The sequence below is a fragment of the Anaeromyxobacter dehalogenans 2CP-1 genome, from assembly GCF_000022145.1.
Taxonomy (GTDB): domain Bacteria; phylum Myxococcota; class Myxococcia; order Myxococcales; family Anaeromyxobacteraceae; genus Anaeromyxobacter; species Anaeromyxobacter dehalogenans.
The window spans coordinates 2825735-2849805 of sequence record NC_011891.1; the positions used below are offsets into that span (position 1 = coordinate 2825735).

At 76.9% G+C, this 24071-nt stretch carries 23 protein-coding genes; 17 read left to right on the plus strand and 6 right to left on the minus strand.

Translation table 11 applies throughout. From position 1 onward, the window contains the following. Positions 1–32: 32 nt before the first annotated feature. Both A2CP1_RS12850 and A2CP1_RS12855 read right to left on the minus strand, forming a co-directional pair. Positions 33–2321, minus strand: coding sequence for a nitric-oxide reductase large subunit (locus A2CP1_RS12850; RefSeq protein ID WP_012633678.1), 2289 nt, complete (start codon positions 2319–2321; stop codon positions 33–35). Between the two features lie 31 nt (positions 2322–2352). Further along, positions 2353–2961, minus strand: a complete 609-nt coding sequence (locus A2CP1_RS12855) for a hemerythrin domain-containing protein (RefSeq protein ID WP_012633679.1) — start codon at positions 2959–2961, stop codon at positions 2353–2355. Positions 2962–3172: 211 nt separating this feature from the next. Between A2CP1_RS12855 and A2CP1_RS12860 the strand changes: the two genes are divergently transcribed. Beyond that, a complete protein-coding gene (locus A2CP1_RS12860; RefSeq protein ID WP_245529773.1) occupies positions 3173–4711 on the plus strand; it encodes a sigma 54-interacting transcriptional regulator in 1539 nt (512 codons plus the stop codon). Between the two features lie 19 nt (positions 4712–4730). Here the strand turns inward: A2CP1_RS12860 and metX are convergent, their stop codons facing one another. After that, positions 4731–6965 carry a homoserine O-acetyltransferase MetX gene (metX, locus tag A2CP1_RS12865; RefSeq protein WP_012633681.1) on the minus strand — a complete coding sequence of 745 codons (2235 nt, stop codon included), beginning with the start codon at positions 6963–6965 and terminating at the stop codon, positions 4731–4733. A 403-nt stretch (positions 6966–7368) separates the two neighbouring features. Between metX and A2CP1_RS12870 the strand changes: the two genes are divergently transcribed. The 16 genes from A2CP1_RS12870 (at position 7369) to A2CP1_RS12945 (ending at position 21507) form a co-directional block, all read left to right on the plus strand. After that, a complete protein-coding gene (locus tag A2CP1_RS12870; protein WP_012633682.1) occupies positions 7369–8592 on the plus strand; it encodes a sigma-54 interaction domain-containing protein in 1224 nt (407 codons plus the stop codon). A 6-nt stretch (positions 8593–8598) separates the two neighbouring features. After that, entirely contained in the window at positions 8599–9918 is a 1320-nt protein-coding gene (locus A2CP1_RS12875) for a hypothetical protein (RefSeq protein WP_012633683.1), read from the plus strand. A 37-nt stretch (positions 9919–9955) separates the two neighbouring features. Then, positions 9956–10414: a flagellar basal body rod protein FlgB gene (locus tag A2CP1_RS12880; protein ID WP_012633684.1), complete on the plus strand. Its 459-nt coding sequence runs from the start codon at positions 9956–9958 to the stop codon at positions 10412–10414. A gap of 13 nt (positions 10415–10427) precedes the next feature. Beyond that, positions 10428–10850, plus strand: coding sequence for a flagellar basal body rod protein FlgC (gene flgC, locus A2CP1_RS12885; protein ID WP_011420453.1), 423 nt, complete (start codon positions 10428–10430; stop codon positions 10848–10850). A 3-nt stretch (positions 10851–10853) separates the two neighbouring features. Further along, positions 10854–11141 carry a flagellar hook-basal body complex protein FliE gene (gene fliE / locus A2CP1_RS12890; RefSeq protein ID WP_011420452.1) on the plus strand — a complete coding sequence of 96 codons (288 nt, stop codon included), beginning with the start codon at positions 10854–10856 and terminating at the stop codon, positions 11139–11141. A gap of 21 nt (positions 11142–11162) precedes the next feature. Continuing rightward, positions 11163–12764 (plus strand): flagellar basal-body MS-ring/collar protein FliF, encoded by a 1602-nt coding sequence (gene fliF, locus A2CP1_RS12895; protein WP_012633685.1) that lies wholly within the window; start codon positions 11163–11165, stop codon positions 12762–12764. Continuing rightward, positions 12757–13806, plus strand: coding sequence for a flagellar motor switch protein FliG (locus tag A2CP1_RS12900; protein WP_012633686.1), 1050 nt, complete (start codon positions 12757–12759; stop codon positions 13804–13806). The genes fliF and A2CP1_RS12900 overlap by 8 nt, the downstream gene beginning before the upstream one ends. Before the next feature lie 15 nt (positions 13807–13821). Continuing rightward, positions 13822–14448, plus strand: a complete 627-nt coding sequence (locus tag A2CP1_RS12905; protein WP_012633687.1) for a FliH/SctL family protein — start codon at positions 13822–13824, stop codon at positions 14446–14448. Continuing rightward, entirely contained in the window at positions 14445–15803 is a 1359-nt protein-coding gene (locus A2CP1_RS12910) for a FliI/YscN family ATPase (RefSeq protein WP_012633688.1), read from the plus strand. Before A2CP1_RS12905 ends, A2CP1_RS12910 begins: the two co-directional genes overlap by 4 nt. Next, positions 15796–16365 carry a magnesium transporter MgtE N-terminal domain-containing protein gene (locus A2CP1_RS12915; protein WP_012633689.1) on the plus strand — a complete coding sequence of 190 codons (570 nt, stop codon included), beginning with the start codon at positions 15796–15798 and terminating at the stop codon, positions 16363–16365. Before A2CP1_RS12910 ends, A2CP1_RS12915 begins: the two co-directional genes overlap by 8 nt. Before the next feature lie 608 nt (positions 16366–16973). Further along, positions 16974–17639, plus strand: a complete 666-nt coding sequence (locus A2CP1_RS23775) for a flagellar hook-length control protein FliK (protein WP_245529774.1) — start codon at positions 16974–16976, stop codon at positions 17637–17639. An 8-nt stretch (positions 17640–17647) separates the two neighbouring features. Continuing rightward, positions 17648–18325, plus strand: a complete 678-nt coding sequence (locus A2CP1_RS12925) for a flagellar hook assembly protein FlgD (RefSeq protein ID WP_012633691.1) — start codon at positions 17648–17650, stop codon at positions 18323–18325. A 32-nt stretch (positions 18326–18357) separates the two neighbouring features. After that, on the plus strand, positions 18358–19644 hold the full coding sequence (locus tag A2CP1_RS12930; protein WP_012633692.1) for a flagellar hook protein FlgE: 1287 nt from the start codon (positions 18358–18360) through the stop codon (positions 19642–19644). A gap of 41 nt (positions 19645–19685) precedes the next feature. Then, positions 19686–19922, plus strand: a complete 237-nt coding sequence (locus A2CP1_RS12935) for a flagellar FlbD family protein (protein WP_012526482.1) — start codon at positions 19686–19688, stop codon at positions 19920–19922. A gap of 2 nt (positions 19923–19924) precedes the next feature. Further along, a complete protein-coding gene (locus tag A2CP1_RS12940; protein WP_012633693.1) occupies positions 19925–20710 on the plus strand; it encodes a flagellar motor protein in 786 nt (261 codons plus the stop codon). Positions 20711–20727: 17 nt separating this feature from the next. Further along, the gene (locus tag A2CP1_RS12945; protein WP_012633694.1) at positions 20728–21507 is read left to right on the plus strand and encodes an OmpA/MotB family protein; all 780 of its coding nucleotides are present in this window, start codon (positions 20728–20730) and stop codon (positions 21505–21507) included. Between the two features lie 9 nt (positions 21508–21516). Here the strand turns inward: A2CP1_RS12945 and A2CP1_RS12950 are convergent, their stop codons facing one another. From A2CP1_RS12950 to A2CP1_RS12960, 3 genes are read right to left on the minus strand one after another with little or no spacing between them, the layout of a single operon-like run. Then, positions 21517–22605 (minus strand): protein-glutamate methylesterase/protein-glutamine glutaminase, encoded by a 1089-nt coding sequence (locus tag A2CP1_RS12950; protein ID WP_012633695.1) that lies wholly within the window; start codon positions 22603–22605, stop codon positions 21517–21519. Positions 22606–22608: 3 nt separating this feature from the next. Then, positions 22609–23520 carry a CheR family methyltransferase gene (locus A2CP1_RS12955; RefSeq protein WP_012633696.1) on the minus strand — a complete coding sequence of 304 codons (912 nt, stop codon included), beginning with the start codon at positions 23518–23520 and terminating at the stop codon, positions 22609–22611. After that, the gene (locus tag A2CP1_RS12960; RefSeq protein ID WP_012633697.1) at positions 23501–24058 is read right to left on the minus strand and encodes a chemotaxis protein CheW; all 558 of its coding nucleotides are present in this window, start codon (positions 24056–24058) and stop codon (positions 23501–23503) included. Before A2CP1_RS12960 ends, A2CP1_RS12955 begins: the two co-directional genes overlap by 20 nt. Positions 24059–24071: the final 13 nt, after the last annotated feature.

The window sequence follows — 24071 nt, forward strand, 5'->3', positions numbered from 1 at the left end:
AGGAGCACTCGGCGGCTCGCGCCGCGTGCGGTCTAGGCCGCCTTGCGCACGGTCGCCGCCTCGCCGTCCGCGGGATCGGCGCGGCGCAGCTTCACGTCGAGCACGATGGCCCGGAGCACGAAGCCGAGGAGCGCGAGCGCGCCGCCGACGAACACCAGGTCGGGCAGCACGCGGGCCCAGGTGACCGCGTGGATGAAGGCGCTGCCGGTGACCTCGGGGCTGCGCGCGTACCAGAGGCCCTCGCGCACCGCGATGACGAGCTGGTAGATGCCGGCGGGCAGGAGCGAGAGGACGATCATGCCCGCCAGGCCCGCGTTGAGGCCCCAGAACGCGATCTTGAGGAGCCGGTCGCTCCAGGCCGCGGTCCGCACGATGTTGCGCATCGAGAACAGCATCAGCGCGATGGCGAGGAAGCCGTACACGCCGAACAGCGCGCCGTGCGAGTGGATGGGCGTCGTGTTCAGGCCCTGCGCGTAGTACAGCACGATGGGCGGGTTGATGAGGAAGCCCAGCACGCCCGCGCCCACCGCGTTCCAGAACGCCACCGCCACGAAGAAGTAGAGCGGCCACTTCCACGGCGTGGCGTTCCCGCCGCTGCGGGCCAGCTTCAGGTTCTCGTACACCTCGAACCCGAGCAGCGTGAGCGGGACGATCTCCAGCGCGGAGAACGTGGCGCCGAGCGCGGTGATGAACAGCGGCGAGCCGGTGAAGTACAGGTGGTGGAACGTGCCGATGATGCCGGCGCCCAGGTACAGCAGGATGGAGAAGTGGGTGGCGCGCGTCGCGGACCGCTCGCCCACCGCGCCGATCTTCGAGAGGATGAAGGCGAGCGCGACGGTCGCGAACACCTCGAAGAAGTTCTCGACCCACAGGTGCACCACCCACCAGCGCCAGTAGTCGGCGACGGCGATGTGCGTGCCCGGCGTGTAGAACAGGCCCACCGAGTAGAACAGCGGGATGGAGACCGAGGCGTAGAGCAGCAGGTGCGTGAGGCCGCCGCGGTCCTGCTCGGCCTTCAGCGCCGGCTTGATGGCGCGGTACACCAGGAACAGCCACAGCAGCATGCCGGCGATGAGCGCCACCTGCCACACGCGGCCCAGCTCGATGTACTCGTAGCCCTGGTTGCCGACGAGCCAGCCGTTCGGGCCGGAGAGCTTGCCGCGGACGCCGAGGTAGGTGCCGGCGAGCGCGCCGACCACGACCACCACCAGCGCGCCGAGAAGCGTCCAGACCAGCGCCTTCTGGCCCTTCGGCTCGTGGCCGCCCGCGACCGCCGGGCCGATGAACAGGCCGGTGGCGAGCCAGCAGGTCGCGATCCAGAACACGGCGAGCTGCAGGTGCCAGCCGCGGGTGGCGGCGTACGGCAGCAGCATGCCGAGGTCGATGCCGAACAGCTTGTTGCCCTCGACGGCGAAGTGGCCGGTCAGCGAGCCGAGCGCGGCCTGCAGGATGAAGAGGACGATGGCGACCGCGAAGTACGGCAGCGCGGCGCGCTGGCTGGGCGTGGGCTTCGGCTCCTGCAGCGGCGCGATCTTGACGTGGTGCTCGGGGTCCTTCGCGCGCAGGCGCAGGTAGTAGAAGATCGCGAGCGCGGTGCCGAGGATGAGCAGCACCATCGAGACGATCGACCAGACCAGCGACGAGGGCAGCGGGCCGTTGCCGACCAGCGGGTCGAACGGGAAGTTCGCGGTGTACGTGAACGTCTCGCCGGGCCGGTTGGTGCCGGCGGCCCAGGCGGTCCAGAAGAAGAACGCGGTGATGGCCTTCGCGTCGGCCGCGTCCGGCACGAAGCCGGCCGGGATCGACATGGGGTCGTTGCCGTCGCGGAACAGCCGCGTGTAGTACGCCACCAGCGCCGGGTACGCCGCGACCTGGCCGGGCGACAGCGTCAGCGTGTCGCTGGCGGGGTCGTAGCGGTTCTGCCGCAGCTCCTCGGCCACCTCGGCCTGGACGCGGCCGCGCTCACCGGCGGGCAGCGCGGCGAGGTCCGCCTGCGTGAAGCCGGCGGCCGCGCCCGGGGTGAGGCCGCGCTTCAGGCCGGCGGTGACGAGGCCGGTCCGGTGGAGCGCGTCGGCCGACCAGTCCGGCGCGAGGTACGCGCCGTGGCCCCACACCGAGCCGGTCTGCTGGCCGCCGCGGGACAGGTACTGGCGCTGGCCGAGGGCCACGTCCTCGGCGGTGAAGATCACCTCGCCGGACGGCGCGACCGCGCGGGCGGGGATGGGCGGCTTGTGCTTCGAGATCTGGGCGCCGCCGAAGATGAGGACGGTGAAGCAGGCGACGATGACGAACAGCGAGACTGCGCGGGCCTTCGGGCTCATGTCGGACGTCTCTCCTGGTGCGTGAAGTGGGTTAGCCGGCGCAGCCGAAGCGGTGCGCGGTGGACGGCTGGGCGCCGGGGTGGATGGAGCCGGCGTGACGGCGGATCAGCTCCTCGGCCAGCGCGTGGTACCGCTCGTGCGCGCCCGCGCCGGTGCGCTCCGCCTCGAAGCGGTCGCAGGCCTCGCCCACCTCCGCCATCACCTCGGGCGGCAGGTGCTGCTCGGCCATCGGGTAGAGGATCGCGTCCTCCTTGTGGATGTGCGCGTGGAGCAGGCCGGAGTAGCCGTGCGCGGCCGCCTCGACCTCCTGCAGGTCGGCGGCGCTCCAGGGCGCGTCCTGCGCGGCCTTCTCCGCCATGGCGCGGATCAGCGCGCGCCCCTGGTCGTGCTCGTGGAGCATCACCGCGATGGGCCCGCCGTTCGACGGGAACCCGTGCTGGGTCATGGTCTGGAAGAGGATGTCCTCCTCCTTGCCGTGGTGGCAGCCGTCGGCGAACTCGCGCAGGAACGTGACGAAGCGCCCCAGCTCCTCCTTCTCGGTGGCCCCCTTGCGGCGGAGCTCCTCGGCGAAGCCCACCAGGGCGTCGCACACCTGCTCGATCACCCGGTGCTCGCCCATCAACGTCTCGATCGCATCCATCGTTCGGCCTCCTTCCGGCGGCACCGCCGGTGCTTTGCTCCCGCGCGTGACCATCAGCAAGATGCCTGCCGAACTCGACATTTCGGTAACCACTCAGGTTTTTCGGCTAGCGCCCCCTGAGGCACCGATCGACCGTTGCCTCCGGCACCGATATTTCGGTAGACACCGTTCCATGGTTGGAACCGGGCTCCCCGTGGTTGGGCAGGACGACGTGCACCGCCGGATCGTCGAGGAGGCGATCGAGCTGGTGCTCTCGACCGTCGATCTCCAGGCCGTGCTCGAGCGCACGGGGCGGCTCCTGCGCCGCCACTTCGGCGAGACGCGCGTGGCCATCAACCGCCTCTCGGCGGAGGACCCGACGCGCGCCGAGGTGGTGCTGGTCTCGGACCCCCGGCAACCCTCGCCCGAGGTGGGCACGTCCTTCCCGCTGGCCGGCTCCGCCGCGGGGGAGGCGCTCGCGAAGCGGCTGCCCTGCGTGGTGGACCCGCTGCGCCCGCGCGAGCCGCGCTGGCGCGAGGAGCCGCTGCTCGCCGCCTACGGCTACGGCTCGCTGGTCTCGTTCCCGCTGGTCTTCGAGAACGAGCTGCTCGGGACGCTCGACATCGCGCACCCGCCGGCGGAGGGGCTGCTCGACTGCTGCTTCGAGGTGGCGCGGCAGGTCGCGCACCTCGTCGCCATCGCGCTCCACAACAGCCTCATGGTGGAGGAGGTGCAGCGGCTGAACCGGCTCCTCGGCCGCGAGAACGCCCTCCTCAAGGAGGAGATCCGCCAGATCAAGCGCGATTCCCGGTACGTGGCCGAGAGCGAGGGGATGCGCGCGGTGGTGGAGCGGGTGCGCCTGGTGGCGCCCTCCACCACCACCGTGCTGGTGCGCGGCGAGACCGGCACCGGCAAGGAGGGGCTGGCGCGGATGGTCCACGAGTTCAGCCCGCGGTTCAACGCGCCGTTCGTGGCCGCGAACCTCGGCGCCATCCCCGAGGGGCTCATCGAGAGCGAGCTGTTCGGCCACGAGAAAGGCGCGTTCACCGGCGCCACCCGCCGCCGCGCCGGCCGCTTCGAGCAGGCCGACGGCGGCACGCTGTTCCTCGACGAGGTCGGCGACGCGCCGCCCAGCGTGCAGGTGCGGCTGCTGCGGGTGCTGCAGGAGCGCGTGGTGGAGCGGGTGGGCGGCACCGAGCCGGTCAAGGTGGACGTGCGCGTCATCGCCGCGACCAACCGCAACCTGGAGGAGATGGTCGCGCGCGGCACGTTCCGCGCCGACCTCTACTACCGGCTGGCCGTGTTCCCGATCGAGCTGCCGCCGCTGCGCGAGCGGCGCGAGGACGTCCGGCCGCTCGGGACGTACTTCCTCGCGAAGCAGGCCGCGCTCATGCACCGGCGCCCGCCGCGCGTGGGCGAGGACGTGTGGCGCGCGCTCGAGGCGTACGGCTGGCCCGGCAACGTGCGCGAGCTGGAGAACTTCCTCCAGCGCGCGCTGATCCTCTCGCCCGGCCAGGAGCTCTCGCTGCCGGCGCTGCCCACCGCCGCGACGCAGGCGTCCCCCGCCGCGGCGGCCGCCGCCGAGCCCGCCCCGCCCGGCCGCTTCGACGACGAGGTCCGCGAGCTGATCGAGCGGGCGCTGGAGCACGCCGGGGGGCGGGTGTACGGCCCGGGCGGCGCCGCGGCGCTGCTCGGCCTGCGCCCCACCACGCTGCAGGGGAAGATGAAGAAGTACGGGGTGGGCAACCCGGGCCGGCCGACCGGCACGTAGCCCCGGGGCCGGCGGGCGGCTACCGCGCCCCGCGCCCGCTCGTGATCCGGAAGATCTCGGCGATGACGCCGCCGGCGGTGTTCGCGCCGCCCACGCCCGCGCCCTGCACCACCAGCGGCCGCTCGGCGTGCCGCGCGGTGGTGAACGCGACGTGGGCCTCCACGCCCACGAGCCGCGCCAGCGGGTGCTCGAGCGGCACCGCCTCCGGCCCGACCCGCGCTGCGACGCGCCCGCCCTCCCCCACCGTCACGCGCGCCACGTAGCGCAGCACCTCGCCGGCGCGCCGCAGGCGCTCCACCCGCGCGGCCATCGCCTCGTCGTGCCCGCGCAGCGCCGCGATGAGCGCGTCCGGCGTGCCGGGCGCGAGCAGCGCCGGCGGCACGAGCGGCTCGACCTCGACGTCCTCCAGCGCCAGCGTCGCCCCCAGCTCGCGCGCCAGGATGAGCGCCTTCCGGGCGGAGTCCACGCCGGACAGGTCGTCGCGCGGGTCGGCCTCGCAGTAGCCGAGCCCCATCGCCCAGCGCGCCGCCAGGGACAGCGGCGTCCCGCGCGCGAGCTCGGTGCAGAGGTACCCGAGCGTCCCCGACAGCGAGCCCTCCACGCGCTGCACCCGGTCGCCGGTCCGGACCAGGCGGCGCAGCGTCCCGATCACCGGCAGGCTCGCGCCCACCGCCGTGTCGTAGTGCCAGTGCCGGTGGTGCTGGCGGCGCATCGCCCGGAGCGCCTCGAGCCGCCGCGGCGCGACCGCCAGGGGCCGCTTGTTCGAGGCGATGACGTCGATGCCGCGCCGGAACGCCTGCTCGTACACGTCCTCCATGCCGTCGGCGGCGGTGAGGTCCACCAGCACCGGCCGCGGAAGGGCCGCGAGCCGGTCGAGCAGCGCCGGCGCCGAGCGCGCGTCCACCGGGCCGGTGGCCGGGGCGGCGGCGAGCGCCTCCTCCCACCGCGCCAGGTCCACGCCGCGCGGCTCGAGCAGCGTGCCCCGCGTGTCCGCCACGCCGACCACCCGCAGCAGCACGTCGTAGTCGCGCTCCAGCTCGGTGCGCTGCACCCGGACCTGCTCCAGCAGCTCGCGCCCGACCTTCCCCTTCCCGAGCACGAGCAGCGACAGGCCGCGCTCGGCGAACGCCTCCTCCCCCGGCATGGCCGGCGCTGCCGCCGCGGCGGCGGGTCGGCCGCGGAAGTCGGCCACCATGTCGCTCAGCCGGTCCACGTCGATGAGGAACGCGTCGTGCCCGTGCGGCGAGTCCATCACCGCGAGCCGCGCGCCCGGGACCAGCATCGCCACCTCGCGCTGCTCCCAGGGCCAGTAGAGGACGTCCGAGTCGATCGACACCACCAGCGTCGGCTGCCGGAGGCCGCGCAGGACCTCCTCGAAGTCGCCGCGGCCGCGCGCCACGTCGTGCGTGTCCATGGCGCGGGTGAGCGTGACGTACGTGGCCGGGTCGAAGCGATCCACCAGCTGCTTGCCCTGGTAGCGGAGGTAGCTCTCCACCGCGAACAGGTCCTCGGTCTGCGGCCGGCGCCCGAAGCGCTCCTCGAAGGACGGCTGGCTCCGGTAGGACAGCATCGCCATCATCCGGGCCGCGGCGAGGCCGGCCACCGGCGGCTCGTCGGCGGGGTAGCGCCCGTCCTTCCAGAGCGGGTCGGCGTAGATGGCCTGGCGCTGCGCCTCGGAGAGGCCGATGCACCAGGCCGAGTGGCGCGCGGTCGAGGCCACGAACACCACCGACTCGACCAGGTCCGGGTAGAGCAGCGCCCACTCCAGCACCTGCATGCCGCCCAGCGAGCCGCCCACCGCCATGCGGACGCGGCGCACGCCGAGCCCGTCGACGAGGGCGCGCTGGACGCGGACCATGTCGCGGATGGTGATGGCGGGGAAGGTGCCGTGCCAGGGCGCGCCGGTGGCCGGGTCGATCGAGGTCGGCCCGGTGGTGCCGTAGCAGCTCCCCAGGATGTTGGAGCAGACGATGAAGTCGCGCTCCGGGTCCAGCGCGCGGCCCGGCCCGAACATCTGCGTCCACCACAGATCGGCGTCGGCCGAGCCGGTCAGCGCGTGGCACACCACCACCGCGTTGCCGCCGTCGGCGTCGAGCGTCCCCCAGGTGCGGTACCCGACCGTCACGCCCGGCAGCGCGCCCCCCAGCTCCAGCGGGAACGGACCGGGGATCTGGAACGAGCGCGTCTCCGGGGAGACGAAGGCGGCGCGCCCGGCGGCTGCGGTCGCGCCGGCGCTGCCGTTGCGGTGGGCCATGGAGCGCGGAGGGTATCGGCGGCCGATCGGGGGTGTCAAGGCGGCGGCGCCGGCCCTCCGCCGCGCTCCGCGGCCGCCTGCTCCGCGCGCGCCGCCGGCGGCGCACGAACGGTTCGTCCGCGAGGCGCCGCGCCCTGCACCTCGCGTCGATGACACCCGCCCGGCGGACATGGCGCGGCCCCCCCGCCTCGACCCCCCGGGTGGCCTGCGCTGCGCCGTTTTCATGGTGGAGGGTGGCCACCGCACGCCGGGTGAAGCGTCACCCCCCGCCGCCGCACCGCGCCGCCGCCGGTTCGCGCCGGAATCGCGTGACGCCCGGGACGTGACGCGTTGGCCCCGACCTTGCTCTGGCGCCAGCCGAGCGACGCGCCCCCCAGCGTCGCGACGAGAAGGAGCCAACGCCATGACGACGATCGCCACCACCGGGCCGGACGCAGCGCCGCAGCAGGGCCAGCACGGGCTCGTGTTCGGCCCCGGCAGCCCGCTCGGCGCGCTGGTGCGGACCTGCGAGCGCATCGCGCGGAGCGAGGCGACGGTGCTGCTGACGGGCGAGACCGGCACGGGCAAGGAGGTGTTCGCGCGCGCCATCCACGCCGCGAGCCCGCGCGCGGCGCGGCCGCTGGTCCCGGTGAACTGCGGCGCCATCCCGGAGGCGTTGCTGGAGAGCGAGCTGTTCGGCCACGTGCGCGGCGCGTTCACCGGCGCGATGGCCTCGCGGCGCGGGCGGGTGGCGGCCGCCGAGGGCGGCACGCTGTTCCTCGACGAGGTGGGCGAGCTGCCGCTGGCGCTCCAGGTCAAGCTGCTGCGCGTCCTCCAGGAGCGGACCTACGAGCCGGTGGGCTCGACCGAGGCGGTCCCCGCCGACTTTCGCCTGGTGGCCGCCACCAACCGCGATCTCTCCGCCGAGGTGGCCGCCGGCCGCTTCCGCCGCGACCTCTACTACCGCCTGCTGGTCTGCCCGCTCGAGATCCCGCCGCTCCGCGCGCGGAAGGGCGACGCGCTGCGCCTGTTCCAGCACTTCTGGGCCGCGCGCGGGGAGCGCCGTCCGCTCGAGCCCGAGGTGGCGGAGGCGCTCGCCGCCTACGACTGGCCGGGCAACGTCCGCGAGCTGGAGAACCTGGTGGAGCGGCTCTCGGTCTGCGCCGAGGGCGCCGTCATCCGCGTGGCCGACCTCCCGGTCGCGCTGCGCTGCCGCCGCGCGAACGACGCGGCGCGCGCGCTCGCCCTCCCCGCGGCCCCGGCGTCCGAGGACGCGCCGGCGTCGATCCCGGCCCGCGCCGCGGAAGGCGACGCGGCGCCCCCGCCGGCGCCGGGGGACAGCGCCGCCGCGGCGCCCGCCACCGCGGGGGAGGCGATCGACCCGGCCGTGCTGCGCGCCCTGACGGCGGAGGACGCGCCCCCGCCTGCCGAACCGACCTTCGACGCCGGCCGGCCGGTGGACCTGCCCGGCCTGCTGCGGCGCCTGGAGGACGCGTACATCTCGGCTGCGCTGGCGCGGACCGGCGGCAACAAGAAGGCGGCGGCCGACCTGCTGGGGCTGCAGCGCACCACGCTGGTGGAGAAGCTGCGCCGCCGCAGCCGCGAGGCGATCGCCGCGGCGCCGACGGCCCACGCCGCCCAGGCCTGAGCACGCGTGACGCCCGCCGCCGTCCTCCTGGCGCTCGCCGCCTCGGCGCCGCCGCCGCTCGCCCTCACCGTCTCGGCCGAGCGCATCGCGCTCCCCGCCGCAGCGGCCCCGGCGCGCCTCGAGGCCCGCCCGCTGGAGCACAGGGTGGCGTTGCGGGTCCCCGCCGCGGCGACGGCGGCGCTCGCCCGCCGCCTGCGCGGCGCGTCCCGGCTCTGTCCCGCGGTGGACGCCGCGCCCGGAGAGGTGGTGCTGCGCTGCACCGCGCGATGGGTCCGCGCCGCCGTCGTGGAGGGCCTGCCCGGCCCGACGCTGGATCTGTTCGAGCTCTCGGTGCCGCCCTGGCGCCCGGAGGAGGAGGGCCCGCCGCTGGTCCCGTTCGACGGGGCGGCGCTGGGCCTGGGCCCCTGCCCGGGCGAGCGGCCCGCCACCCGCGGCGAGTGCGCGCTCGCCGCCGGCGACCTGGCCGCGGCGCGCGCCGCCTTCGAGGAGGCGCTCGCCGCCGGCCCGTCCGCCCACGCCCAGCTCCGGCTCGGGGACCTCGACCTCCGCGAGGACCGGCCCGATGCGGCGGTGGAGCGCTGGCGCCGCGCGCGCGCCGAGGCCCCCTGGGGCCGGCTCGCGGCGGAGCGGCTCTGCGAGCTCGAGCCGGGCTGCCTCGCGGCGGGCGGGCGGGCCGCGGTGTTCGACGCGCTCGCGGTGGAGCGACCGCTGCGGGCGGACCTCGTGCTGCGGCGCATCCGGCTGCGCGCCCTCGCCGGCGACCTCGCCGCCGCGGCCCGCGCGGTGGCCGAGGACTCGCGCCCGGCCGGTGCCTGCGCCGGCGCGGCGGCCTGGTGCCGGCACGTGCTCCTCGTCGCCCTCCGCCAGCCCGGCGCCGACGGCGCGGCCGCGCTCGCCGCCTACCTGGAGGTGCCCGGCCGCGGCGAGGGGCCGCTGGCGCTCGAGCTGGCGCGCGCCGCCGCCGACCGCGCCCTGCAGGCGGGCGCGCCGCGCTTCGCCGCCGCGGTGCTGGCCGGCCAGACCGGTCGCGTGCCGCGGGACGAGCTCTCGGATCACCTGCGCCGCGTGGTGGAGCTGTACGGCGCCGCCGGGGACGCGGTGCGAGGCCGCGAGGTGGCGCGGTTCGCGCGCACCCGCCTCCCCGAGGCCGAGCTGGCGCGCGCGCCCTGGCGGACGGCGCTCGCGGCGCTGCGCCCGTCGGCGCCCCCGGCCCCGCGGCCGGCCCCGGCCCGCCCCCCCGCCCCGGCCGACGACGGGGACCTGCGCGCCGCGCGCGCCGCGGTGGAGGCGGCCCGGCTCGGCGCGGCCCCGGCGACGCGCCCCTGACGCCGCGCCGGGCACGGCGCTCGCAGAAGGAGCGGGCATGAGGATCTTCGACGCCACGCTCTCGACGCTGGAACGCGCGCTCGACGTCCGCCTGGCCCGCCAGACCGTGCTCGGCGGCGATCTCGCGAACGCGAACACGCCCGGCTTCACGCCGGTCGACCTCGACTTCCGGGCCGCCATGGCCGCCGCGCCCGCGCCCGGCCCCGACCTGCCCGCCGCGCCGCCGCCCAGGGTGGCGGCGCGCCGGGGCGACATCCCGTTGACGCTCGCCGCCGCGGTCGCGGGCGCCCCGCAGCCGATCGCCGGCCCGGCCGCGCCGGAGCGCTTCGTCGCGGAGGTGCCGGGCGCCGCGCCGGGGCTCGACGGCAACGCCGTGGACCTCGACCGCACCACCGCCGCCATCGCCGAGAACGCCATCCAGTACGGCGCGGCCGCCCGGGCCGCCGCCAAGAAGCTCGCCATCCTCCGCTACGTCGCCTCGGACGGCGCGGCCTAGCCCGGGAGCTGCCATGGACTTCCTCTCCGCCCTGAACGTCAGCGCGTCCGGCCTCGCCGCCGAGCGCGTCCGCGTCAACCTCGCCGCCTCCAACCTGGCGAACGCCGAGACCACCCGCGGCCCGGACGGCCAGCCCTATCGCCGGCTCGACCCGGTGCTCGAGGCGGTGCCGTTCGACGCCGCGCTGGGCGCGGCCGGCCCGGCCCCCTCCGGCGTGCGCGTGGCCGCCATCGCCGAGGGCGACGGCCCCGGGCGCCGCGTGTTCAGCCCGGCCCACCCGGACGCCGACCCCGACGGCTTCGTGACGCTCCCCGACGTCAACCCGGTGCACGAGATCGTGAACCTCATGTCGGCCCAGAAGGCCTACGAGGCGAACGCCACCGCGGTGGACACGCTCAAGACGATGGCGCAGCGCGCCCTCGAGATCGCGAGGTAGGCCATGGACGGCATCCGCGGCATCGGCCCGGCCCTCTACCAGCCCGCGGCGGCGCCGGCGGCGCGGCCGGAGGGCGGCACCTTCGGGCGCGCGCTCGGCGAGGCGCTGGCGCAGGCCGAGGCGCTGCAGGGCGCGGCCGACGCGCAGGCCGCGCGCTCCGCGCTCGGCGAGGGCAACCTGCACGAGACCGCGCTCGCGCTGGAGAAGGCCGACGTGGCGATGCGGGTGGCCACGCGCGTCCGCAACAAGCTCGTCGAGGCCTACCAGGAAGTCATGCGGATGAGCGTGTAGCGCCGCGCTCCGGACACGTCCATGGAGCCCCTCCTCAAGCAGCTCCGCGAGCTGCCGCGCCTCCTCGGCGCCCTCCCCGCCGGCCTGAAGCTGGTGCTGGTGGCGGGCGCGCTCGTCGCCATCGGCGTCGCCGCGCTCAGCGCGGTGCGCTCCTCCGAGGCGTACCAGTACGCCTTCACCAACCTCACGCCGGAGGACTCGGCCGAGGCGGCCGGCGCCCTCGGCGCGGCCGGCGTCCCGTATCGCCTGGAGGCGGGCGGCTCCGCGCTGGCGGTGCCCGCGTCGCGCGTGTACGACGCCCGCCTGCTGCTGGCCGGCGCCGGCCTCCCCCGCGGCGGGGGGGTGGGCTTCGAGATCTTCGACCGCGGCGACCTGGGCGTCTCCGAGTTCACGCAGAAGGTGAACCTGCGCCGCGCGACCGAGGGCGAGCTGGCCCGCACCATCTCGCGCCTCGCGCAGGTCCGCTCCGCGCGCGTGCACCTCACGCTCCCGGAGAAGGGGCTGTACCGCGACCAGGACCGCCCCGCCGCCGCGGCGGTGGTGGTGAACCTGCAGCCGGGGCGCACGCTCGACCAGCGCGAGATCTCCGGCATCCGGCACCTGGTGTCGTCCGCGGTCGCCGGGCTGGCGCCGGCGGGGGTCTCGGTGGTGGACGGCCGCGGCGAGGTGCTCTCCGACGAGGGCCCGCTGGGCGAGGCCATGGGCTACCAGCGCCGCATGGAGCGCGACCTGGAGCGGCGCATCGTGGACCTGCTCGGCCAGGCGGTGGGACCGGGCGCGGTGGTGGCGCGGGTGACCGCCTCGCTCGACCAGACCGAGGTCCAGAGCAGCGCCCAGGTCCTCGACCCCGACTCGGCCACGCTGCGCAGCGAGCGCAAGCTCACCCAGCAGTCGTCGAGCGACGGCGCGGGCCCGGCCGGCGTGGCGGGCGCCGCCGCCAACCAGCCGCTCGCGCCGCCGGCGCCGGCGGCCGGCGCGCGCGGGCGCAGCAGCGCCTCCACCGAGGACCAGACCCGCAACTACGACGTCTCCACCACCACCACCACCTCGGTGGCGCGCGTCCCGCGCCTGGAGCGGATCTCGGTGGCCGTGCTGGTGGACGGCGCCGCGGGGGCGCCTCGCGCCGACGCGGAGATCGCGCGGCTGGGCGAGCTCGCCAAGCGCGCGGTGGGCTTCGACGCCGACCGCGGCGACACCTTCGAGATCTCCTCGTCGCCGTTCGTGCGCGCCGAGGAGCCCGCCCCGCCCCCGGCGCCCCCGCCGGCCCTGCTCGAGCGCCCCGCGGTGCGGTGGGGCGCGCTGGGCGCGGGCGCGCTCGTCGGCCTCGCGCTGCTCGCGGCCGCGCTGCGGCGCCGCCGGGCGCCGGCCGCGCCCGAGGTGCTGCCCATCCGGCCCGGCGCCCGCGTGGCCGAGATCGAGGCGGCGCTCGCCCGCGACGCCGCGCTCCCCGGCGCGCCGCCACCGCGCCCGGCGGCGCTGGCCGATCCGTCCGCCACCCTGCGCGACCGCGCCCGCGACCTCGCCTCGCAGGACCCCACCCGCACCGCCCACCTCCTGAAGGCCTGGATCGCCCAGGAGCCCGGCCAGCCGGTCCAGCCCGAGCGGAGCAACGCCGATGCCTGACCTCGCCCCCGCCCCGCCCAGCCCGTCCCCGGCGTCCGCCCCCGAGCGCCCCGGTCCCGGCGCGCAGCGCGCCGCCGCCGTGCTGCTCGGCGTCGGCCCGGAGGTCGCCGGCGCGGTGTTCAAGCTGCTCGGCGAGGCCGAGCTGCGCCGCATCGCGCTCGGCGCCAAGGCGCTCCGCGCCCGGGGCCCGAAGGCCATCACCGAGGCGCTGGAGCAGTTCGTCACCAGCATGGAGACGGTGGGCGGCGACGCGGCCGCCGGCGACGACCTGCTGCGCGAGGTGGCGGAGCGCGCGCTCGGCGCCGACGCGGCGCGGCGCGCCTTCGACGGCGTGGTCCCGCCGCCGCCGCCGGACGAGGTGCTCGGTCCGGTCTCGCAGGCGGATCCGGAGGCGCTCGCCATGGTGCTGCAGCGCGAGCAGCCGCAGACCGTCGCGCTCGTGCTCTCCTCGCTCGACGGGCCGCGCGCGGTGGGCGTGATGGAGCGGTTGCCCGAGAAGCTCCGGCCGGACGTGCTGCGCCGGATGGCCACCATCGAGTCGGTGGCGCCGGAGGTGCTCCGGGAGGTGGGGCAGGCCCTCTCCTCCGAGCTGAAGGCGGTGGTGGCGGGCGGGATGCGCAAGGTGGACGGGAAGGCCACCGCGCTCGAGATCCTGCGCCGCTCGCCGCCGCAGGAGCAGGCGCAGGTGCTGGGCGAGATCGAGCGCGACGACGCGCAGCTCGCCGGCGAGCTGCGGGGCCGGCTGTTCACCTTCGGCGACCTGGTCGCCCTGGCCGATCGCGACCTGCAGCTCCTGCTGCGCGAGATCGACGGGCAGCGGCTCACGGTGGCGCTGAAGGGCGCCACCGCCGAGCTGCGCGACCGCTTCCTGCAGAACCTCTCCGCCCGCGCCGCGGAGATGCTCGCCGACGACCTCGCGGCCATGGGCCCGGTGAAGCTCGCGTCGGTGGAGGCCGCGCAGCAGGAGATCGCCAAGGCGGCCCAGGAGCTCGCGCAGGAAGGCCGCATCACCATCGTCAACCCCGCCGAGAAGATGCTCTAGCCGAGGCCCCTCGCCATGACCGGCACGCCCAGACCTCCCGCCTTCCTCGCCGCGCACACCGCAGCGCCCTCCATGCGGGCAGCGCCGTTCGCGGTGGCGGTGAACGCGGCCGCGCCGGCCGCGCCGCGCCCGGCGGAGCCCCGGGCCGCCCCGCCGCCGGAGCCGCCACCCCCGTCCGCGCCCGAGGCCCCCGCCGTGGAGGCGCTGCGCGCCGAGGCGCTCGAGCGGGTGGCGCACGCGGTCGAGGTGCTCCGGCTCCAGGCCGGCCGCCTGGCCGAGCAGGCCCGGACCGATGCGCTGGAGGTCGGCTTCCAGGTGGCGCGCCGCATCCTGGAGGCGGAGGTGAGCACCTCGCCCGAGGCGCTGTTCGCGCTGGTGCGCGCCGCCCTGCGCAAGGCCGGCGGGTCGCGCCGCGTGACGGTGCGGCTGCACCCGGACGACGTGCCCCGCGTCGCCCCGGCGGCCGTCGCCGAGGCCGCCGGGCTCTCGGCCGGCGCGATCGAGGTCGCCGGGGACGCCTCGCTGGAGCGCGGCGACTGCGTGGTGGACACCGACTTCGGCCGGGTGGACGGCCGCCTGCGCACGCGGCTCGAGGAGCTGCACCGCGCCGCTCAGGCGGCCGCGGAGGAGGAGGTCGCGTGACCCTGCTGGATCGCGACGCCCTCGCCCGCGCGCTCGCCGAGGCCGATCCCACCCCGCTCACCGGGACGGTGGTGCGGGCGGCCGGCCTGCTCGTCGAGGCGCTCCTCCCCCAGGTGCCGGTGGGGACGGCCTGCGAGATCCACGCGCAGGACGGCGCGGTGGTGCTCGCGGAGGTGATCGGGTTCCAGGGCGGCACGGCGCGGCTCATGCCGCTGTCCGGGATCCAGGGCGTGGCGGAGGGCTGCGCGGTGGTGCCGCGCGCCAGCGCGGATCGCATCGCGGTGGGCGAGGCGCTGCTCGGCCGCGTGGTGGACGCGTCGCTCCGCCCGGTGGACGGCGGCGCGGTGCCCATGCTGCGCCAGCGCACCGCGCTGCACGCCTCCCCGCCGCCCGCGCTCTCGCGCCGCCGGGTGGAGCGGGCCGTGCCGCTCGGCATCCGCGCGATCGACGCGTGCCTGACGGTCGGCGAGGGCCAGCGCATCGCGGTGATGGCCGGTCCGGGCGTGGGCAAGAGCGTGCTGCTCGGGATGCTGGCGCGCTCCGCCACCGCGGACGTGGTGGTGGTCGGGCTCATCGGCGAGCGCGGCCGCGAGGTGCGCGAGTTCGTGGAGCGCGACCTCGGGCCGGGCCTGGCCCGCGCGGTCGTGGTGGTGGCCACCAGCGACGCCTCGCCGCTCGAGCGGCTGCGCGCCGCCATGGCGGCGACCGCGGCCGCGGAGTGGTTCCGAGGCCGCGGCCGGCGGGTGCTCCTGCTGGTGGACTCGCTCTCGCGCGTGGCCCAGGCGCAGCGCGAGATCGGCCTCGCCGCGGGCGAGCCTCCCACCACCCGCGGCTACCCGCCGTCGGCGTTCGCGATCCTGCCCCGCCTGGTCGAGCGCGCCGGCAACGACGCCGGCCCGGGCAGCATCACCGCGTTCTACACGGTGCTGGCGGAGGGCGACGACCACGCCGGCGATCCCATCGCCGACGCCGCGCGCGCCACGCTGGACGGCCACCTGGTGCTGTCGCGCCGCCTGGCCGAGTCCGGCCACTTCCCGGCCATCGACGTGCTCGCGTCGGTGTCGCGCGTGATGAACGACATCGTTCCGGCGGAGCATCGCGCCCTGGCCCGCGAGGCGCGCGAGGTGCTCTCGGCGCACCGCGAGGCCGCCGACCTGGTCGAGGTGGGCGCGTACGCGGCGGGGTCGAACCCGCGCGTCGACCGCGCGCTCCGCTGCATCGAGCCGCTGCGGGCGTTCCTCCGGCAGGACCCGGCGGAGCGGACCCCCATGCCCGAGGCGCTGGAGCGCCTGGCGCGGCTGCTGGCCCCGCCCGCGGCAGCCCCGCCCGCGAGGAAGGAGGCGGCGCATGGCTAGCCCCGCCCTGCTGGCCGGCCTCGCGGCCGCGCTGCTCGCCGCGGACGCGCCCCCCGCGACCCCGGCCGCGCCCGCGCCGGTGCCGCCGGCCCTCTCCGGGCGCGCGCTCGGCGAGGAGCTGCAGCGCGCCGCCCGCGACCGCCGCGTGGAGCAGGCGGCGCTCGCGCAGGAGCGGCAGCGGCTCGAGGCGCTCGCCGCCGAGATCGAGCGCGCCCGCGCCGCGCTCCGCGAGGAGACCGCGCGCCTGCAGGCGCTCGCCGCCGCCGCCGCGAAGGCCCCGGCGGCGCCCCAGGCGGCCCAGCCGCACAGGCCCGCCGCGCGCACCGCGGGCCTGCGCCCCGGCGCGAGGCCGCCGCCCACGCCCGCGGGCGTGGCGGCGCGCACCGTGCGCAACCTGCGACCGGAGCAGGCCGCGGCCATGCTCGCCCACCTCGATCGCGCCGCCGCCGCCGCCATCCTCCGCGAGATGCGGCCGGCCGACGCGGCCGCGGTGGTGGACCGGATGGCGCCCGACGCCGGCGCCGAGCTGCTCACCCTCCTCGCCAGGAACCCCGCGCCATGACGCCAGGACCGATCCTTCCCGGCGCGCCGTCCGGCGGCGCCCCGGCGCCGCGGGCGATGCGCCCCGGCGACGCCGACCCGCGGTTCGAGGACGCGCTCCGCGCCGCCCATCCCGCCGCGGAGGTCGCCGAGCCTCGGGCGGTCCGCGGCCATGCCCGCGTCCCGGGTCGGGAGCCCGCCGGCGGCGGTCGGCCCAGGTCCGACGACGCCGCGCCGCCCGCCGTGGCCGAGGCGCTCCCGTCCGCGACCCTGGCCGTGCAGGCGGCCCAGGCGGCCCAGGCGGCCCAGGCCGCCCAGGTCGCTGCGGCGCACCGGCGGACGCCCGGCCCTTCCGCGCCCCCGCGAGCACCGTCGCCCACCGCGGTTCGCTCCGGGCTCGGCCGCGCGATCGCCGGCCCGGGCGCCCCGCCCCTCGAGGCGAGCCCGGAGGCACCGGCGCCGCGCGGCGCCGCCCACAGGTCCCCCTCCGCCGCGGGGCCGCAGGCCGGCCCGGGACCGGCCCTCGCCGCCGGCTCGCGCCAGGCCGCCCCGCCGGTGCGTGGCGCGGTCCGTCGCACGCCCGGCGCGGCCCCGCATGCCTCCGCCGCGGGCGCCTCCGGCGCGCCCCCCGTGCACGCCGCCGTCGCGGCGCGCCTCCCCGACGCCGAGACCGGCCTCCCGTCGGCCCGCGCCGCCGCCGCGGGCGGCCGGCGCCGCGCCCCTGCTACGCCCGCCGAGCGCGACGCCGTCCACCGGCCCGCCGGCGCGCCGGACTCGCCCGGCCCGGGCCCGCTCGGCGGCGCAGCCTCCGCGAGCCGCGCCGCGGATCCCGGGCCGGCAGCCGGCGCCGAGGCCCCGCGCGCGCCGCTCCCGCCGCTGCCGCCCGAGCCCGCCGAGCCGGTGGTGGCCGGCGCGCTGCTCCCGGCGGCCGCCCACCTGCGGGTCCGCTCCGACGCGCTCGGCGACCTCGCGCTCCACCTGCGGATCGCCGACGGGGCCGCCCACGTGCGGGTGGAGACCGCGTCGGCGGCCGCGCTCGAGGCGCGCGCCCCGGAGCTCGCCCGCGCGCTCGCGGCCGAGGGGCTGGGCCTCGCCCGCCTCGAGGTGGAGCCGCGCGTCGCCGCGCCGGCGGCGCCGTCCGCCGGTCCGGGCGAGCAGCGCTCCGCCACCACCGGCGGCGGCGGCGACCGGTCCGGGGGCCGCGAGCGCGAGCCCGCCGCGCCGTTCCCCACCCCCTCCACCGCCCCCGCGCGCGCCGCCCGCGCGCGCCGGGGCGCCCACGACGTCACCGCCTAGGAGCCCGCGTGTCCACCTCCCCCGTCACCAGCGCGCTGGGCGCGCTCCCGCAGGCCGGGCAGGCGCCCGCGCCCGCCTCGAGCGCGCTCGGCAAGGACGCGTTCCTGAAGCTCCTCACCACCCAGCTCCAGCACCAGGATCCGCTCTCCCCCATGGACAGCCAGGCGTTCGTGGCGCAGCTCGCGCAGTTCTCGTCGGTCGAGCAGCTCGGCGCGCTCGGCGACAAGCTCGACACGCTCGCCATGGCGCAGGCCTCGTCGAACCAGCTCGGCACCGCCGCGCTGGTGGGCAAGGAGGTCCTCTTCCGCGCCGACCGCGTCCGCCTCGACCCGGGCGGCCCCGCACGCTTCGAGGTGACGCTCCCGGCCGACGCCGGCGAGGCGGTGGCGATCCTGGCGGACGCGAGCGGACGGGTGGTGCGGACGCTGCAGCTCGGTGCGCGCGACGCCGGCACGTTCCCGGTGAGCTGGGACGGGCGCGACGCGTCGGGCGAGCCGCTCCCCGCCGGCGACTACCTGCTCACCGTCTCCGCCACGCGGACCGACGGCACCGCGCTCGACGCGGCGACCAGCCTGCGCGGCACGGTCACCGGCGTGACCTTCGAGAACCAGGCGCCCGAGCTGCTGGTGGGCGGGCGCCACGTGAAGCTCTCCGACGTCCTCCAGCTCGCCGCCCCCGCGGCCTGATCCCCAGACCCCGCCGCACGAAAGGAAGCCCCATGTCCCTCCTCACCGCGCTCTCCTCCGGCACCACCGGCCTCCAGGCCTCCTCGCTCGAGCTCTCGGTGGTCGGCGACAACATCGCCAACGCCAACACCGTCGGCTTCAAGTCCGGCCGCGCCGCCTTCGAGGACGCGCTCTCGCAGAGCGTCATCGGCGGCACCGGGCAGATCGGCCTCGGCTCGCGCCTCGCCGGCGTGCAGAAGATCCTGACCCAGGGCGCGCTCGCCTCCACCGGCCTCGCCACCGACCTGGCGCTCCAGGGCAACGGCTTCTTCGTGGTGCGCGGCGCGCACGCCGGCCAGACCGGCACGTTCTACACGCGCGACGGTCAGTTCACGGTGGACGACGACGGCTACCTGGTGAACCTGGAGGGCCTGCGGGTGCAGGGCTTCCCCGCCGATCCCTCCGGCGCGCTGGCCGGCCTGCCCGACGACCTGCTCGTCGGCACCGCCTCCGCGCAGCCGCGCGCCACCACCCGGCTCACGCTCAAGGCGAACCTCCAGGCCGACGCGGCGGTCCCGACCGCCGCATGGGACCCCGCCAACCCCGGCGCCACGTCCAACTTCTCCACCACCATGACGGTGTACGACGCGCTCGGCGCCGGCCACGCCGTCCAGGTCTACTTCCGCAAGACCGGCGACGGCGCCTGGGACTGGCACGCGCTCACCGACGGCGCCGGGGTGGCCGGCGGCACCGCGGGGCAGCTCACCCAGATCGCCGGCGGCACGCTCGCGTTCGGCGACGGCGGCGAGCTCACCTCCATGACCCAGACCTCGAGCTTCACCCCGGCCGGCCAGGCCGCGCCCCAGCCCCTCGACTTCTCCTTCGGCGATGCCACCTCCGCCGGCGGGACCGGCCTCGCCGGGGTGACCCAGTTCTCGGCCACGTCCGCGAGCACCTTCATCGGCCAGGACGGCTACGGCTCCGGGCAGCTCGCCTCCGTCCGCGTCGGGCCGGAGGGCGTCATCTCCGGCGTGTTCACCAACGGGCAGACCCGCGTGCTCGGCCAGGTGGCGGTGGCGGGCTTCGCCGCGCCCGACCAGCTCGACCGCGCCGGCGGCAACCTGCTCCAGCAGACGCCCGGCTCCGGGCAGCCGGTGGTGGGCGCGGCCGGCTCCGGCGGGCGCGCGTCGGTCGTGGCGGGCTCGCTGGAGCAGTCCAACGTGGACCTGGCCGAGCAGTTCGTGCGGCTCATCGCGGCCCAGCGGGCCTTCCAGGCCAACTCCAAGACCATCACCACCGCCGATCAGCTCCTCTCCGAGCTCATCGCGATGAAGCGCTAAAGGGGACCGGCCGGCGTGCCGATGACCGTGCGGGAGCGCCCATGATCGTCCTCACGCGCCTCGACGGGAAACCGCTCGTCGTCAACGCCGACCGGATCCTCACCGTCGAGGCCACGCCCGACACCGTGCTGCTGCTCGACGGCGGCCTGCACCTGATGGTGCGCGAGCCGCCCGACGAGGTGGTCGAGCGCGTCGTCGCGTTCCGCCGCCGGATCGCCGCGGGCCCGGCGCGGCCCGGCGGGCTGGTCGCGCTCCCCCGCCCCGCGCCCGAGGAGTAGCCATGGACGTCACCACCATCGCCGGCATCTTCGCCGCCGTGGGCCTGATCCTGCTGGGCCAGGCGCTGGAGGGCGGGCACGTCGGCTCGCTCCTGCAGGCCACCGCGGCGCTGATCGTGTTCGGCGGGACCTTCGGCGCGGTGCTGGTGGCGTTCCCGCGGCGCGACGTGGGCAGGGCGCTCTCGCAGCTCAAGCTGGTGTTCGCCGAGCGCAAGGTGGACCTGGGCGCGCTCTCGCGCGAGCTGGTGGAGTACGCCGGCGTGGCGCGCCGCGACGGCGTGCTGGCGCTGGAGGCGAAGCTCCCCGGCATCCCGGACCCGTTCCTGCGCCGGGCGCTGCAGCTCGTGGTGGACGGCGTGGACGCGTCGGTGACCCGCTCCACCCTCGAGGCCGCGGTCGACGCCGAGTACGAGGAGCACGCGGTCGGCGCGAAGGTGTGGGAGGCGGCGGGCGGGTTCGCCCCCACCATCGGGATCCTCGGCGCCGTGCTCGGGCTCATCCACGTGATGGAGAACCTGTCCGATCCCTCCAAGCTCGGCGGCGGCATCGCGGTGGCGTTCGTGGCCACGGTCTACGGCGTGGGGAGCGCGAACGTCCTGTTCCTCCCGTTCGCGACCAAGATGAAGCGCAAGCTGGGGGCGGAGCGCGACCGCAAGACGCTGATCACCGAGGGCGTGCTCGCCATCCAGGAGGGCATCAACCCGCGCGTGCTGGAGGAGAAGCTGCGCGCCTACTCCGGGGAGCCGCCGGCCGAGCGCGACGCCGAGCCCCGGCGCAAGGCCGCGTAGCGGCCGCTGGAGGAGCCATGGCCCGCCGCCGCCGCGAGGAGGAGCACGAGAACCACGAGCGCTGGCTGGTGTCCTACGCCGACTTCATGACCCTGCTGTTCGCGTTCTTCGTCGTCATGTACGCGGTGTCGCGCGTGGACAACAAGCGCATCGTCCAGGCCACCGAGTCGATCCGCTGGGCCATGCACTTCTCCGGCACCGGCGGGACCGGGGCGCTGCCGCTGTTCGACGGGCCGCCCAGCGAGGGCGGCGGGCCCGCGCTCGAGGCCGGCACCAGCATGCGCCAGGAGCACCGCGGCATCGAGCTGCTCCGCAAGCGGATCGAGCGGCGCGTGCGGCCGTTCGTGATGGAGCGGCGCCCGGTGCCGGTGGTGTCGGTGCTGGTGGAGGGGCGCCGGCTCACCGTCCGGCTCGCCGCGACCGAGTTCTTCGACCCGGGCCAGGCGGCGCTCCGGCCCCAGGCGCTGGCCCTGCTCGACGCGATCGCGGTCGAGATCGTGCCGCTCGAGCGCCCGCTCCGCGTGGAGGGGCACACCGACGAGACGCCGGTGGGCAGCGGGGGGCGGTGGATGAGCAACTGGGAGCTGTCGGCGACGCGCGCCGCGACGGTGGTCGGCTACCTGGAGCAGGCGCACGCGGCCCGGCCCGCCCTGCTCGCCGCGGTCGGCCTCGGCTCCGCGCACCCGCTCTCGACCGACGCGACGCCGGAGGCGCACGAGCGCAACCGCCGCGTCGAGCTGGTGCTCGAGCTCGACCCGCACGACGAGCTGCTCGGGGCCTCGGCCGCGGAGCGCTAGCCGCGCGGCTCAGCGACACAGCCGCAGGAGCTCGGGCGGGATGGCCGGCAGCGGGAGCACGCGGTCGGCCGCGCCCAGCCGGATGGCCTCGCGCGGCATGCCGAACACGACCGAGGTGGCCTCGTCCTGCGCGATGGTGTCGGCGCCCATGCGCTTCAGCTCGGCCAGGCCGTGCGCCCCGTCGTCGCCCATCCCGGTCATGATGACGCCCACCGCGTTCCGGCCCGCGTAGCGCGCCGCGGATCGGAACAGCACGTCCACCGAGGGTCGGTGGCGGGACACCAGCGGGCCGTCCCGCACCTCCACGTGGTAGCGGGCGCCGCTGCGCCGCAGCAGCGTGTGCCGGTTCCCGGGCGCGATCAGCGCCCGCCCCGGCACCACCGCGTCCCCGTCGGCGGCCTCCTTCACCGCCACCGCGCAGAGCCCGTCGAGGCGGCGCGCGAAGGCGGCGGTGAAGACCTCCGGCATGTGCTGCACGATCACCAGCCCGGGCGCGTCCCCCGGGAGCGCGGTGAGCAGCTCGCGCAGCGCCTCGGTCCCGCCGGTGGAGGCGCCCACCACCACCACCCGCTCGGTGGTCTGCAGCACCGCGTCCGGGCGCGGGCTGGCCAGGACGGCGTCGGCGGTGAGCTTCGGCTGCACCAGCGGCGCGCCGGCCCGCGGCCGACCGAGCCGGGCGCGCGCGGCCGCCTTGACCGCGTCGCAGAGGCGCACCCGCGACTCCTCCAGGAACCGCCGCGTGCCGACGCGCGGCTTGGCCACCACGTCCACCGCCCCGCACTCCAGCGCGCGCAGGGCCGGCTCGGCGCCGGCCGTCGCCAGGCTGGAGCAGATCACCACCGGGATCGGGTGCTGCGCCATCAGCCTGCGCAGGAAGGTCAGCCCGTCCATGCGCGGCATCTCGATGTCGAGCGTGATGACGTCGGGCGCCTGCCGGCGCATCCGCTCCACCGCGGCGTACGGGTCGCCGGCGGCGCCGATCACCTCGATCCCCGCGTCGGAGGCGAGCACCGCCGTGAGCGTCTCGCGCACCAGCGCCGAGTCGTCCACCACCAGCACGCGCACGCGTCGCGCGGTTCGCTTCGGCCCGGGCGGCATGTGCTAGCCGCCCTCCCGCCGGCGGTAGACGGTGGGCGCCACCGGGTCGAACGGCACCTCCAGCCCGGCGATGCTCTCCGCGTGTCCCAGGAAGAGGAAGCCGCCCGGGGCGAGGACGCGCGCGAACTGGAGGAGGACCCGCTCCTGCACCGACCGCTCGAAGTAGATGAACACGTTGCGGCAGAAGATCACGTCCATCCGGTCGCGGAGCCGGTAGTCGGCGTCCAGCAGGTTGAGCTGCTCGAGCGCGACGAGCTCACGCACCCGCTGGCACACCCGGACCACCTGCGGATCGCGGACGCTGCGCAGCAGGTAGCGCCGCCGCAGCGGGAGCGGCACGGGCCTGACCTGCGCCTCGGTGTACTCGGCGCCGCGCGCGCGCTCGAGCACGCGGGTGGAGAGATCGGTGGCGAGGATCCCGAAGCGCAGCCCGGCCGCCTGCCGCCCGGCCTCGAGCAGCACCATCGCCAGCGTGTACGGCTCCTCGCCGGTGGAGCAGCCGGCGCTCCACAGCCGGAGCGGCCGCCGCGTCCCCGCGCCGCGCTCGGCGGCGAGCGCCGGCAGCACGTCCCGGACCAGGAGCTCGAAGTGGTGCGGCTCGCGGAAGAAGTCCGTCTTGTTGGTGGTCACGTGATCCACCATCCGGACCATCTCGTCGCCCGCCGCGCCGCCCAGCACGTGCTCGCAGTACTCGCCGAAGCCGGCGAGCCCCAGCTCGCGGACGCGGCGCCCCAGCCGCGACTCCAGCAGCGTCCGCTTCGAGGGGGGCATGCGGATGCCGCAGCGCCCCTCGATGAACGCGCTCAGGCGCGCGAAGTCCCGCGGCGAGAGCGCGGGCGGCCCGGCGAGCCGGCTCGCCGCCGGGCCCGTCGGGCCGCGGTCCGCCCCGCGCCGATCAGCCCGCGAGCCCAGCATCGCCCACCCGCTCCACCCCGGCGCCGTCCGGCGCCGCGCCCGGAGGGACGCCCGCGCCCAGCGGCTCCGTCAGCGCGCGCAGCCCGTCCTCCGCGAGCACCCGCTCGATGTCGAGGATGACGAGGAACTGGTCCTCGCGCCGGCCCATCCCGCGGATGAAGGCGGTGTCGACCCGCGCGCCCATGCGCGGCGGCGGCGCGATGGCGGCAGGATCGAGCTCGATCACCTCCTGGACCGAGTCGGCCAGGGCGCCGAGCACGAGGGGCTCGCCGTCGGCCGTGACCTCGGTGATGACGACGCAGGTGTCGATCGTCCGCTCCGTGGGGGAGAGGCCGAGCTTCAGGCGCAGGTCCACCACCGGGACGATGTCTCCCCGAAGGTTGATCATGCCGCGCAGGAAGTCGGGGGTGCGCGGCACCTTGTTCACCCCGGTGAACTCGAGCACCTCACGCACCCGCTCGATCTCGACGGCGTAGTGCTCGCCGTCGAGCGTGAAGGTCAGGTACTGCTGGCTTCGGGTCGAGGCCGACTCGTCCATGGCGTTCTCCGGT